Raw genomic sequence first — 12,281 nt, 5'->3', positions numbered from 1 at the left:
GGTTAGCTGCGCTCCCAGAAGCTTGGTCCGACAGGTTCGTGGAAGTCGCTCTGGGCGACCAGGTACCCTTCACTGTCCACCGTGATGGGCAGCTGCGGCAGCGGGCGGACGGCCGGACCAAAGATGACCTTGCATTCCTGGGTCAGGTCGAATGTCGACTGGTGGCACGGGCACAGCAGATGGTGTGTCTGCTGCTCGTAAAGCGCGACGGGGCAGCCCACGTGCGTGCAGATTTTGGAATGGGCGGTGATGCCGTTGTAAGACCAGTCCTCACGCCCCGGCGACGGGTGAAGCAAATCGGGATCCAGCCTGACCAACAGGACGGCAGCCTTGGCCTTTTCTTCAAGCTTGCCCTCTGTCAGCTGGTTCAGCGACTCGGGGATCACGTGGAACACGGAGCCGATGGTGACGTCGGAGGCCTTGATGGGAGTTCCGTCGGGATCGCGGGCCAGCCGTTCGCCCTGCTTCCACAGGGTGTGGTGCAAGGCATTGCCCGGAAGCGGGCCGAGGTCGCGCAGGATTGCAATTGCCGGCAGCGGTGCCAGGGCCATGGCGCCGATGAGCGTGTTGCGGATCAGCGGCCGGCGCTTGATGCCGGTTTCCTCGATGATGTCGTCAACGATCTGCACGGCGGCAACGCGGTCTTCTTCGGTGCGCATCGCGTGTCGTTCTTCGGAGACTTCGTGGTCGGGCATGAGCGCCCTTGCCCAATGCACAATGCCGGTTCCAATGCCCAGCATGGCGAAGCCGACGCCCAGGCCCAGGAATGTGTTCTGGAGCCGCAGCGTGGTGAGCGTCTGGTCCAGGCGAATGCCGAAGTAGGCAAAGAAGAACAGCAAGGTGCCGACGGCGGAAATCCCAAACAGGATCGCCACCTGGCGCTCGGACCGTTTCGCCGCCCTGGGGTCCGTGTCGGCCAGTCGCAAACGGTGTGGAGGAAGTCCAGGGTCCTGGAACTTCTCCACCTCGTCGTGACCAGCCTTAGCTACGGCGCCCGAGCTGGCCGGCGTGCCGTCACTATGGTTGCCCATAATCCCCTCATCCTTCTCTTATCCCGGTACTGTCCCGGGGTCGTAATGTATGTTTCACACGGCTGCCAGCGGCAGCCAAAATCCTGTGGTGCCGGACTAGGAAGTCCGCGACGTCAGCCAGATGGTAAAGCCGATGACGGCACCCAGCACGAGCGTCCAGACGAGAAGACCTTCCGAGACCGGGCCGAGCGAGCCAAGTGCGGCGCCGCCGGGGGAGCCCTGGTGCTCGATGGTGTTCAGGAACGTGATGATGTCCCGCTTGCCCTCGGGCGTGATGTTGGCGTCATTGAAGACCGGCATGTTTTGCGGCCCGGTGACCATGGCCTCGTAAATGTGGTCGTTCGACACGCCGGCGAGGGCCGGGGCGAACTTGCCGCGGGTCAGGGCGCCGCCGGCGGCCGCCGCGTTGTGGCACATCGCGCAGTTGACGCGGAACAGCTCCCCGCCGACAGTGGCGTTGCCCTTGCCGTCAAGGTACTGGGCCTCGGGGATGCCCGGGCCGTTGCCCAAGGTGGCGACGTAGGCCGCCAGCTCGTTCGTCTGGTCGGCGTTGAATTGTGCCGGCTTTTGGAGGGCCTGCGGTCCCTGCATCTGCATCGGCATGCGGCCGGTGCCCACCTGGAAGCTGACCGCTGCGGCACCCACGCCGGCGAGCGACGGGCCGTTGGCTGTCCCCTGGGCACCGATGCCGTGGCACGTGGCGCAGTTGGCCACGAAGAGCTTTTCGCCTTCGTGGGCCTGACCGGCGGTGAACGTGGTGGTATCGGCCTTGGCTTGGTTCACGGTGGTGACAACTGCGTACAGCCCACCTGTAAGCATGAGCCCCAACACCAGCAGCGCTACTGCTGCCAGCGGATGACGTCGCTTCTGCGAGAGTGCCTTCACTTGGTGGTTCCTTTGATCTATGTATCCGGCAGCCCCTAGTGAGAGCCGCAAGTGCTATTTCTGCCTCGTGTAGAAGAAAACTGACTGTCAGCTTACTTCAGGATATAAATGACCAAGAACAGGCCAATCCACACCACGTCGACGAAGTGCCAGTAGTACGAGGTAACGATTGCGCTGGTCGCCTCGAAGTGTCCAAACTTCTTCGCGGCGTAGGCGCGCCCAATGATGAGCAGGAAGGCAATGAGGCCGCCGATCACGTGGAGGCCGTGGAAGCCCGTGGTGATGTAGAAGGCCGAGCCGTAGGCGTTGGCGTTAAGGGTGATGTGCTCGGATGTCAGCGTCGCGTATTCGGTCGACTGACCGGCCACGAAGATGGAACCGAGGACGAATGTCAGCAGGAACCACTCTGTCATTCCCCAACGGGAGAACTTGAGGCGGCTGCCGATGCGGCGCGGCTGGAGGTTCTCCGCGGCAAACACACCCATCTGGCAAGTAAAGGAGCTTGATACCAGGACGAGGGTGTTGACCAGTGCGTAGGGAACGTCGAGCTTGGCCGTTTCTTCCGCCCAAAGTCCACCGGTGGTGGAGCGGAGCGTGAAGTACATGGCAAAGAGGCCGGCAAAGAACATCAGCTCACTGGACAGCCAAACGACGGTTCCTACAGAAACCATGTTGGGGCGGTTCAGCGTCGGATGCGCCGGAGTACTGGGGGCATGGGTCGCAGTTGTCACATAGACATTATGTCTATAAACCGGCCCAGTTCCCAATGCGAAATGCCGTTTCGGCGATCTTTTTCTACAAACTTGCGAAATTCCGGCGGATTCTCAGCGTTAACCCAGTCGGGTATGCACAGCATGGACCCGGTGTCAACGGTCACATTCAGGTCCGATGGCCCTGTTTCGTCTAGCATCATGAGGGTGAACCCTCCTGATGGCCCCCCGACAGCCACTCCGACCTGGCCGAACCTCACCGCGTCCCTGATTGCGCGCAACGACCTGTCCTCGGCCGAAACCGAGTGGGCCATGAACACGATCATGGCAGGTAACGCCTCGGACGTGCAGATAGCCGGCTTCCTCGTTGCGCTGCGCGCAAAGGGCGAGACAGTCGAGGAGGTCAACGGGCTGGTCGAGGCCATGCTCTCCAACGCACGTCCGCTGGAGATCGCCGGCGAGGCGCTGGACATTGTCGGAACGGGGGGCGACAGGCTCAACACCGTCAACATCTCCACCATGGCCGCGATGGTCTGCGCAGGCGCAGGAGCCATTGTGGTCAAGCACGGCAACCGCGCGTCGTCGTCCGCGGCGGGCTCGGCCGACGTCCTGGAATCGCTGGGTGTCCGGCTGGACCAGTCGGTGGAACGTGTGGGGCGGGCTGCCGCCGAAATTGGCATCACCTTTTGTTTTGCAAACCTGTTCCATCCGTCCATGCGCCATGCAGCGCCCGCCCGCGCGCAGCTGGGCGTGCCCACCGCGTTCAACCTGCTCGGCCCCTTGACGAACCCGGCCCGGGTGGCGGCATCGGCCATCGGGGTGGCGGAGGCGCGGCTGGCGCCGCTTGTGGCCGGCGTGCTCGCCGCGCGCGGCGTCCGCGCCCTGGTGTTCCGCGGCAGCGACGGCCTTGATGAACTGACGACGACGGGTCCCTCCAGGGTGTGGGAGGTCCGCGACGGGGCGGTCGTCGAGACCGACCTGGACCCCCTGGACGTCGGCATTGCCCGAGCCACCATCGAAGACCTGCGGGGGAAGAATGCGGACTACAATGCCGGGGTGGTCCGCCGTGTCCTGGACGGGGAACGCGGTCCGGTGCGTGACGCCGTCGTCCTTAATGCCGCGGCGGGCCTGGTGGCCTACGACGCCGAAGCCAGGGGCACCCTGGAGGAACGCCTCCGCTTTGCCGTGGCGCGGGCCGAAGCGTCGATCGACGGCGGCGCGGCCGCCAGCGTGCTCAAGCGCTGGGTGGCACTGAGCACCGGCCAGGGCTGAGCAGCCCCAAAAGACGGGGCGGCCCAGCAACGTCACAGACGGCGGTCAGTGCTCGAAGCCGAGCGCGAAGGCTGCGTCGAGGTCGTGTTGGGAGTAGGCGCGGAATGAGATCTGCGTGGTCGTCGACATCACCGAGCTGACCTTGGAGAGCCTGTCGGCAATGACGTCTGCCAGGTCCTCATGCTTTTGCACCCTGGCAATGGCGATCAGGTCCCATTCACCGGTGACTGAGTACACCTCGCTGATGCCGGCGAGTTCAGAGATTTCCTGTGCGGCCTCCGGAATGCGGGAGGCGTCGGTCTTGATCAGGACGAAGGCGGTGATCACGGGAAGGGTCCTTTTCGGCAGGGGCACGGGCGGGTGGTGCGTTCGTTTTTGATGTTAGCCCACGCGGGGGCGGATTCAGCGTTTCGGGCGGCGGCGGCTTAGCAGGTTGACAATGACCCGCTGCCCCAGAAGGAAGACGCCGAGCACCAGCGTGGCCACCACGACGAAGGGCGTCTCCGCCGTTGCCCCGGACAGGAGGCGCAGGGCCATGCCGCCGGCCACCGTAATCAGCCAGATGCACACGCCCTGGGGCCACAGGGAGAAGGGCCGCTGCCAGTTGCGGGTCAACAGCCAGCCGAGCGCGAGGGCGGCTAGAAACGGCCACGCCGTGGTGAGGATGCCGCCCGCGGACAGTGATTCATGGTGGGAGCTGCGGCCGGACAGGGCAAAGATGGCGACCAGCACCACGTCCGCGACGGCTGCAAAGGCAATGAACGTGGGACTGGTTTTAAGCGGGGCTTGTATCACCCAGCCAGCTTAGCCGCAATGGGCCAGCCGGCTTTTCACGTGCCGGCGCGCCCGGCGTCCGCGGCTGCCAGTCATCTGGCCGCAAGTGTTGTAGCGGAGCCCCGACGCAGCTAGAGTTTTCTGCACATCGACCGGCAGGGGAGTGGTGAGCGTGGGCCAGATTGGAACGTGCCTGTGGTTTGACGGGCGGGCGGAGGAAGCGGCGGAGTTTTATGTGGGGCTTTTTGGGAATTCCAGCATCAAGGACGTGGCCCGGTGGGGTGATGGCGGCCCGTACCCGGCAGGCACGGCGCTGACCGTCCAGTTTGAACTGGACGGACGCAGCTTCCGGGGCCTGAACGGCGGCCCTGACTTCACGTTCAACGAGGCCATCTCCTTTGAGCTGTTCTTTGACACCCAGGAGGACCTGGACGCGAAGTGGGACGCTCTGACGGCCGACGGCGGCCAGGAGAGCCAGTGCGGATGGCTGAAGGACAAGTTCGGGGTGTCGTGGCAGCTTATTCCGAACATGCTCCCGTCCGTGCTCAGCGGCCCCGAACCCGCCGGTGCCGCACGCGCCATGCAGGCGATGCTCGGGATGCGGAGGCTGGACATTGCGGCGCTGCAGGCCGCCTACGACGGCTAGCGCCCGCCCTGCGGACGCGCTGTCGCCCGAGGCTGCAGGTCGCGGCAGCTACAGGTGGCGCAGGAAGCGCTGCGGCGCGTCCAGGAAGGAACGCCAGTCGCGCACCAGCTCCAGGGCTTCCCACTGGGCAGGCCGCAGCCCCCACGCGCCCACCTCGTAAAGGTCGGCGCCTGGCAGCGCCGCCAGCAGCGGCGAGTGGGTGGAGAGAATGACCTGGGAACCACCGACGGCCAGCAGCTGCCGCAGCACGCTCAGGAGGGACAGGCAGCCGGAAAACGACAGCGCGGACTCGGGCTCGTCCAGCATCCACAGCCCGCCGCCGCGGAACCGGTCCGCGGCCAGGGACAGGAACGATTCGCCGTGCGACATCCGGTGAAACGGCAGGTCCGTCCTGCTCGTGGAAGGATTGTCCTCCAGGTAGCTGAAGAAGCCGTGCATGGTTTCGGCCCGCAGGAAGTAGCCATACCTGCTCGCGCCTGCGTTGCGGGTCAGGCTCAGGCAGGCGGCCAGCTCGGATTCACTGGCCCGGCTGCGATGCATGGCGCCCGTGGATCCGCCCTCCGGGTTGAGGCCGTAGGCCATCGCGATCGCCTCGACCAAGGTGGACTTCCCCGCGCCGTTCTCCCCGACCAGCACGGTCGCCCGGCCGAGCTCCAGGCCGTGGTCCAGAAGCTGTCGTACGGGGGCCAGCGTGGCCGGCCATGCGTTCCGGGGGAGGGGCTCGAGCGGGTTTTCCGCGACCCTCCGCACTGGCGTGGCGGTGTCCCTCATGTGGCGTCCGGCGCCTTCGCAAGGCCCGCGACGATCTCCACATGGGGCAGCTTGGCCAGTTCGTTTGGGTCCAGCCGGAGCTTGCTCGTGCGGTTGCCGCCGCCCATGATGACCTCGTGCCGGGCGAGGACTGCGCTGTCGACGTAGATGGGCAGGTCGACGACGCCGAAGGGCGTGACCCCGCCGATGGCCATCCCGGTCCGTGCCATGGTGAGCGCGGCGTCCGCGAAGGACGCCCGCTTCACGCCGAGGAGTTCCTTGGCCTTTTTGTTCACGTCCAGCCGCGTGGTGCCCAGCACCACGCACACGGCCTGCTTCGAGGGCTCGACCTTGCGCGAGGTCACGACGATCGTGTTGGCTGCCTGCTCGAGCGCGACCCCGTAGTGGGCACAAAACGCCGCCGTGTCCGCGAGTTCTTCGGCACAGGGAAGCACCTCGCAAACAATCCCGTGGGCGGCGAGCGCGTCACGGACGGCGGGCAGGAGGAGGCCGGTTCCAACGGCGTCATGGATGCTCATGGCACCAGCGTAGCGGCCACGCCCCATGCCACGGCGGCATTCCCGGTGTGCCGGCCGGGGGAGTGCACGCGCCTACTGGGTCCTGACGAACAGGTTGACCAGGTAGAAGATGAACGCAACGGCACCCACGGCCATGCCGGCAACCGCCAGGCCGCGGCCACGCGCCCGGCCGGAGCGGATTTCCCGCAGGCCCATCACACCAAGAATCATGCCGAGCACGCCCAGGAAGCCGAGAACGACCAGGCTGACGCAGGCGACCACCAGCCCGGCAATGGCTGTCCGGGACAGGGGCGGGCGCGCGGTGACGCGGGTGCCTTCCTGCCCCATGGGAACGTAGACGCCCGGATAAAAGTACTCCTCGCCGGGAGCGTTGGACGGCCGATCTGACATGGTGGTACCTTCCCGCGGATGCTGTGTGCTGTATCCATTTTGGCGCATCCACCGCGCCCCGGGCGGCCCGACACGAAAGAATTCCGTGGAGCTCCACCCTGTATGTGCGGCACGCTCCGGGCAGGCTGCCGCGTGGCCCTACGGCTTGCGTGCGGCCCACGCCGTCCGGCCGCCGCGCACCACCGTCCCCGGACCGCCCAGGGGGGAGTCCGTCCCGCGGTCTGCCAACACGCGCCGGAGCGCAGCCAGGTCCCCGGCAGCCGCGACGCCCTCGAGCGCTGGGCCCATCCGGGCCAGGAAGGCGCGGGCATAGCGGGCTGCCAGTTCCGGCGCCGGACGTCCCTCCGTGGGGAAGGCACGCCGCTGCACGTCGGCGAACCCGGCCCGTTCGAGCCCCGGCTGCCAGTCGGGATGGGCGTTCCAACCGCGCCGCGCCAGGAGCGCGTGCAGGCGGGGCTCGAGCCCGCCGTGAAAGCTGTCCGGCAGGAAACGGGGCAGGCCGTCCATTTCCACAACCACCGCCAGGCCGCCGGGATTGAGTGCGGCGAAGATGTCACGCATGGCGCGTTGCGGGTCGGCCAGTTCGTGCAGCGAGGATGAGGCCCAGATCAGGTCGACGCCGCCGAGGGCGGGCCAGGCCCTGTCGAGGTCGGCCTCCACGGCCCGCACCCGGCCCGCCACGCCTGCCGACCGTGCGGCCCCAAGGGTCCGGGCGACCATGTCCGGGGACCTGTCGACGGCAAGGAGCTCAGCGGCCGGAAAGCGCCGGGCCAGAGCCACGGTGCCTGCACCGGTGCCGGAGCCAATATCGACTATGGTCCCCGCGCGGTGGACGAGCCCGGCGGACCAGGCCGCGGCCCCGTCCAGGTAGTCGCCCAGGACCTGGGCGTCGAGATCCAGTAGTGCCGGGAGCCCGGCGTCGTGCTGGTGCGTGTGCGGGGCTGGGTGCTGGTGCGTTGCGTGGTCGGTCATGGAGGCAACGATAGTTCCATGTTGCCGGATTGGCATATAGTTTTGCGTATGACGCAAGAACTGCCCATGGACATGATCATCAGGAGGCGCCTGCGGGGGCTTCGCCTCGGCCGCGGGTGGTCGTTGGAAAACCTGGCCGGCCGCTGCGGGCTCAGCCCCTCGACCCTGAGCCGCCTGGAGACGGGCCGGCGCCGGATCGCGCTGGACCAGCTGGTGCCGATCGCCCGCGCCCTGGACACCACCCTGGACGCGCTGGTCGAACCCGTGGGGCAGAACGACGTCGTCATCCGCCCGGAGGCCGGACACGCCCAGGGCCTGACGACCTGGATCCTTTCCGACGAGCGGGCGCTCCAGGGCAAGGTCGTGGCCAAGATGCGCATCACGGCCGAACGTCCGGCCCAGGTGGGGAGCCATCCGGGCAGGGATTGGTTCACGGTGCTTTCCGGCACGGCCAGGCTGGTCCTGGGGGAGCGGACCCTTCTGGTGCACCCCGGCGAGGTGGCCGAGTTCTCCACGATGGTGCCGCACTCCATTGGGGCCCACGGTGGGCCGGTCGAGATCCTGAGCATCCTCAGCCACGACGGCGGGCTGGCACACCTGCACGGACCCGCGGCAGCCGGACCGGCGCGCGCGCCGCTAGGCCGCGCGGAGCTGGGCCAGGACCAGCCCGACCGGGGCGCTGACCAGCAGGATCACGACCATGGCGCGGAACGCCCACAGCAGCAGGGGCAGATGCCGGCCGCCGCCCCGCACGGCCCAGACGAACATCGCGAGCCCGGCGACGAGCAGCCCGGCACCGAGGTAGCCCAGGGCGGGCGCGGCGAGCACGGTGCCGAGCAGCACGGCGATGGTTGAGAGGTTCAGCGTTGCGGCCTCGGCCGCCAGGAGCCCGCGAGGCGGCGCCTGGGGCGCCAGTGCGGCCTGGCCGACGCCCAGCACCAGCTGCGCCACGCCTGCCACGAGCACCAGGTAGGCGACGGCCCACGACGACGTATAGCTGGGGGAGGGGGCGCTGGCGGCCGAGACCAGGCCGCCCACCATGACGCTGAGACTTCCGATGGCAACGAAGGGGATGGCGGCGCTTTTCACACCTCCGATCATATGTCCCTGCCCGGACGTGGCACGGGCCGGCCGCGCTGGGGCGCCGGGGGAACGACGGGAACCCTTGTGGCCGCGGATGTTCGCTGTGAAACTGGTGCCATGGCTGAATCACACGAGGTGTCGTGGGAGCTGGATGGCATCGCGATGGAGGGGACGCTGGTCCGGCCCGACGGCGCGGGACCGTTCCCCGCCGTCGTCCTGGTGGCCGGCAGCGGGCCGACCGACCGCGACTGGTGTTCGCCGCTTCTTCCCGGCCGCAACGGCAGCGGCCGCCTCTTCGCCGAAGCGTTCGCCCAGGCCGGCATCGCGTCCATCCGCTATGACAAGCGGGCCTCCGGGCCGCGCGCAGCCGTGAATGTCCCGAAGCTGCTCGGCAGGCTCAGCATGCAGTCGCATCTTGACGAACTGGCCGGGGCCGTCAGGGCCCTGGCCGGGACGGGCGTTGCCGACCCGGACAGGATCGTCGGGCTGGGCAACAGCGAGGGCGCCCTTCATGTGCTCCACTACGCCACGGGCTCCCAACTGTTGCCCTTCGCCGGAATCGTGCTGGCGGCGCCTCCCGGACGTCCCATCCAGGAGGTCCTGCTGGCGCAGTTGGCGCTGCAGTCCGCCCAGGTTCCCGGCGGGGCGGAAATGATGCCCAAGGTCCGGGAGGCAGCCGAGCGATACTCGGCGGGGCGGCCGATGAACCCCGATCCGGCGCTGCCAGACAGCGTGAAGATGGTCTTGTCCAGCTTTGAGGCGCCCGCCAACCTGCCGCTGGCCCGCGAGCTGTGGGCCGAGTCAACGTGTGACTCCTTGGACAGGGTCCGTATTCCGACACTGGTGCTGATTGGGGGAAGAGACGTGCAGATTGATGTGCAGGCCGACGGCGGTCCTCTCCAGATGGCGGCCGCGGGGATGCCGAACGTGAGCTTTGCGTTCCCGCCCAACGCGAACCACGTGTTCAAGGAAGACCGCCGGACCCCTGCCGAAGTCGCGGCGTCGCCTGGAAACGGGTACAACGAACCCGGCACGAGGCTGGATCCCGAAAGCCTGGAGGTCATTCTTGCGTGGCTGAGGGGCAGCGCCGGGGTGCTCTCCGGCGCAAGCAAGCTGGACGGGGACAGGCCCGGACAATGGCCTTATGGGCCGGCTGCGGCGCGATGACCTTGCCGGGAAGCGGCTTCATCCCTCGCAGCTCTGCGGAGCCGCCCTTTCAAACGGCACTGCTAGGGGGTCAGCAGGACCTTGATGGCGCGTCGTTCATCCATCGCGCGGTAGGCTTCGGGGGCGTCCTCGAGTGGCATGACGGCGTCAAAGACGCGGCCCGGGTTGATGCTGCCGGCCAGGACATCGGCAAGCAGCTCCGGAATGTACGTCCGGGCAGGGGCCATGCCGCCGCCGATGGTGATGTTGGTGTCGAAGAGGTAGCGCAGCGGAATCTCGGCACCGCCCGTGGGAACGCCGACAAAGCCCAAAGCCCCGCCGGGGCGGACACTGTGCAGCGCCTGCTCCATGGAGCCCTTGGTGCCAACGCACTCCAGGACAGAGTCCGCCAGCACCCCGCCAAGGAGTTCACGGACCTTGGCCACGCCTTCATCCCCGCGTTCCGCCACGATATCCGTCGCGCCGAATTCCCGGGCAATGGCCTGCCGGTCGGCATGCCGGGACATGGAAATGATCCGTTCGGCGCCCAACCGCTTGGCGGCCAGCACCCCGCACAAACCCACGGCACCATCGCCGACGACGACGACGCTCCGGCCTGGGCCGGCCTTCGCGGCGAGGGCGGCATGGTGGCCGGTCGCCATGACGTCTGAGAGGGTCAGCAGGCTGGCGCGCAGGGCATCGTCAGGCTCAGTGTTTCCAGGGACCTTGACCAGGGTCGCCTCGGCCAGGGGGACACGGACCGCCTGGCCCTGACCGCCGTCGACCGGCAGCCCGGCGGCGTCCTTGCCGCCCCAGCCGGCCAAGCTGTCGCAGGCCACGTTGACGCCGTTGCGGCACTGCGCGCACGTTCCGCAACTGACCACGAAAGGAGCGATGACCAGGTCGCCCACCGCCAGCGTGGTGACGGCGCCGCCGAGGCTTTCCACCCGGCCGATGAATTCATGCCCAATCGCGGACGGCTTGTGAGTGGGCTTCACGCCGCGGTAGGGCCACAGGTCGGAGCCACAAACACAGGCGGCGGTGACGCTCACGACGACGTCGGTGGGCTGCAGGACGGTGGGGTAGTCGCGGTCCTCGACCCGGATATCGCCGGGGCCGTAGATGATGGTGGCGCGCATGAAAACTCCTCGGTTCGTGGACAGGGCCGAAGTCGAGTTTAGTTCCAATTCGCTTCGGCAGGCTCACAGCATCCGGCGAGTGGAGAGGGCTGCGGGGGAAGAACTGAGGAGACATTTAACCGCCAGCTTCGGCACGCAAGTATGTGAGGGTGCCGTGGCCGAGCACGCGAAAACACCACGCCTCAGCGACTACGGACATTGATCTCGTCCCTTCTCATCTAATTTGGGCCATGAAAAGGGCGACGGCTAGCGAAATGGTCTGACTGTAGTGAGACAACTTCAGCAAGTTCGTCTCACTACAGTTGGACCAAAACCTCGAAACCAGTCGCAAAATACAGCTCGTACATTTGATTCGTGCCCAGGGCGTCGGGTAGCCCGTAGGGGGAAGCCCTGCGGGACAGCGTGCTCGAAAGGGCTAATCAGAGAGAATGCAGTTTTCCCCGTCTATTACCACTCGCAGCGTGGGCGACTCTGAGGTGAGCACTCTTTTAGCTGTGCACCCGGACGATGCCTCGACTGAGACCTGGACGGTTGGGCATGTAATCAGGGGCAGGTCTTGCCGATGGGGATGTTGATGGTTTGGGTCGTTTGGTCCGTCGTTACCTGGAGGGGAACGCATCCAGGTTCCTTGAGCCAAAACCCGCCCGGGTAGACAAGCCAGCTGGCGTTGGCTTGTGCGGATGTACAACCGGCGATTACTAGTTCGTCGGCGAGTGTATAGCCGGAATTTGACCAGCCGATCTTCATCCTGCCGCGCATTTCCGGGGGGACGCTCAACGTGAAAGCGGTTGCCGCCTTCATGATGAGGCCCATCTTTTGGAATTGGAGCCCGTCGGAGGTAACTCCGGCGCCCCACTGGTTTGGGCCGGTTCCGGTGGAGGCCGTGTCGATGGAGAGGACTTCCGGTACTCCTGGTTTTTCCGCCCCCACACCAAGATCGGGTG

The 12,281-nt window shown here is 66.8% G+C and carries 15 protein-coding genes; 4 read left to right on the top strand and 11 right to left on the bottom strand.

Going from position 1 to position 12,281, the window contains the following annotated elements:
• Positions 1-2: 2 nt before the first annotated feature.
• The 3 genes from qcrA to ctaE form a co-directional block, all read right to left on the bottom strand.
• A complete protein-coding gene (gene qcrA / locus DMB86_RS11600; protein ID WP_113717949.1) occupies positions 3-1,031 on the bottom strand; it encodes a cytochrome bc1 complex Rieske iron-sulfur subunit in 1,029 nt (342 codons plus the stop codon).
• A 96-nt stretch (positions 1,032-1,127) separates the two neighbouring features.
• The gene (qcrC, locus tag DMB86_RS11595) at positions 1,128-1,916 is read right to left on the bottom strand and encodes a cytochrome bc1 complex diheme cytochrome c subunit (protein ID WP_113717948.1); all 789 of its coding nucleotides are present in this window, start codon (positions 1,914-1,916) and stop codon (positions 1,128-1,130) included.
• 92 nt (positions 1,917-2,008) lie between these two features.
• Positions 2,009-2,647: an aa3-type cytochrome oxidase subunit III gene (gene ctaE / locus DMB86_RS11590; RefSeq protein ID WP_171814456.1), complete on the bottom strand. Its 639-nt coding sequence runs from the start codon at positions 2,645-2,647 to the stop codon at positions 2,009-2,011.
• 186 nt (positions 2,648-2,833) lie between these two features.
• On the opposite strand from ctaE, the gene trpD reads away from it, so the two are divergent.
• Positions 2,834-3,898, top strand: a complete 1,065-nt coding sequence (trpD, locus tag DMB86_RS11585; RefSeq protein ID WP_252120227.1) for an anthranilate phosphoribosyltransferase — start codon at positions 2,834-2,836, stop codon at positions 3,896-3,898.
• Between the two features lie 45 nt (positions 3,899-3,943).
• Here trpD and DMB86_RS11580 read toward each other — a convergent pair whose 3' ends face one another.
• Both DMB86_RS11580 and DMB86_RS11575 read right to left on the bottom strand, forming a co-directional pair.
• Positions 3,944-4,225 (bottom strand): Lrp/AsnC family transcriptional regulator, encoded by a 282-nt coding sequence (locus DMB86_RS11580; protein ID WP_113717945.1) that lies wholly within the window; start codon positions 4,223-4,225, stop codon positions 3,944-3,946.
• A 75-nt stretch (positions 4,226-4,300) separates the two neighbouring features.
• The gene (locus DMB86_RS11575; protein ID WP_171814455.1) at positions 4,301-4,693 is read right to left on the bottom strand and encodes a DUF3054 domain-containing protein; all 393 of its coding nucleotides are present in this window, start codon (positions 4,691-4,693) and stop codon (positions 4,301-4,303) included.
• A gap of 151 nt (positions 4,694-4,844) precedes the next feature.
• Between DMB86_RS11575 and DMB86_RS11570 the strand changes: the two genes are divergently transcribed.
• On the top strand, positions 4,845-5,318 hold the full coding sequence (locus DMB86_RS11570) for a VOC family protein (protein ID WP_113719521.1): 474 nt from the start codon (positions 4,845-4,847) through the stop codon (positions 5,316-5,318).
• Between the two features lie 48 nt (positions 5,319-5,366).
• Here the strand turns inward: DMB86_RS11570 and DMB86_RS11565 are convergent, their stop codons facing one another.
• The 4 genes from DMB86_RS11565 to DMB86_RS11550 form a co-directional block, all read right to left on the bottom strand.
• Positions 5,367-6,089, bottom strand: a complete 723-nt coding sequence (locus DMB86_RS11565) for an AAA family ATPase (protein ID WP_113717944.1) — start codon at positions 6,087-6,089, stop codon at positions 5,367-5,369.
• Positions 6,086-6,607, bottom strand: a complete 522-nt coding sequence (locus DMB86_RS11560; RefSeq protein ID WP_171814454.1) for a YbaK/EbsC family protein — start codon at positions 6,605-6,607, stop codon at positions 6,086-6,088. Before DMB86_RS11560 ends, DMB86_RS11565 begins: the two co-directional genes overlap by 4 nt.
• A gap of 72 nt (positions 6,608-6,679) precedes the next feature.
• A complete protein-coding gene (locus DMB86_RS11555) occupies positions 6,680-6,997 on the bottom strand; it encodes a DUF4190 domain-containing protein (RefSeq protein ID WP_171814453.1) in 318 nt (105 codons plus the stop codon).
• Between the two features lie 138 nt (positions 6,998-7,135).
• Positions 7,136-7,969 carry a methyltransferase domain-containing protein gene (locus tag DMB86_RS11550; RefSeq protein WP_113717941.1) on the bottom strand — a complete coding sequence of 278 codons (834 nt, stop codon included), beginning with the start codon at positions 7,967-7,969 and terminating at the stop codon, positions 7,136-7,138.
• 48 nt (positions 7,970-8,017) lie between these two features.
• Here DMB86_RS11550 and DMB86_RS11545 point away from each other — a divergent pair, with 48 nt between their 5' ends.
• Together DMB86_RS11545 and DMB86_RS11540 are read left to right on the top strand one after the other, a co-directional pair.
• The gene (locus DMB86_RS11545; RefSeq protein ID WP_113717940.1) at positions 8,018-8,824 is read left to right on the top strand and encodes a helix-turn-helix domain-containing protein; all 807 of its coding nucleotides are present in this window, start codon (positions 8,018-8,020) and stop codon (positions 8,822-8,824) included.
• A gap of 345 nt (positions 8,825-9,169) precedes the next feature.
• Entirely contained in the window at positions 9,170-10,219 is a 1,050-nt protein-coding gene (locus DMB86_RS11540; protein WP_193926254.1) for an alpha/beta hydrolase family protein, read from the top strand.
• Between the two features lie 62 nt (positions 10,220-10,281).
• Here the strand turns inward: DMB86_RS11540 and DMB86_RS11535 are convergent, their stop codons facing one another.
• Both DMB86_RS11535 and DMB86_RS11530 read right to left on the bottom strand, forming a co-directional pair.
• Positions 10,282-11,337: a zinc-dependent alcohol dehydrogenase family protein gene (locus tag DMB86_RS11535; protein ID WP_113717939.1), complete on the bottom strand. Its 1,056-nt coding sequence runs from the start codon at positions 11,335-11,337 to the stop codon at positions 10,282-10,284.
• Positions 11,338-11,880: 543 nt separating this feature from the next.
• Positions 11,881-12,138 (bottom strand): hypothetical protein, encoded by a 258-nt coding sequence (locus DMB86_RS11530; protein ID WP_129545518.1) that lies wholly within the window; start codon positions 12,136-12,138, stop codon positions 11,881-11,883.
• Between the last annotated feature and the right edge of the window lie 143 nt (positions 12,139-12,281).

Source organism: Arthrobacter dokdonellae (genome assembly GCF_003268655.1).
GTDB classification, from domain to species: Bacteria; Actinomycetota; Actinomycetes; order Actinomycetales; family Micrococcaceae; genus Specibacter; species Specibacter dokdonellae.
The sequence above is the reverse complement of the archived record's forward strand: the minus strand, read 5'-3'. Positions and strand labels throughout refer to the sequence as shown.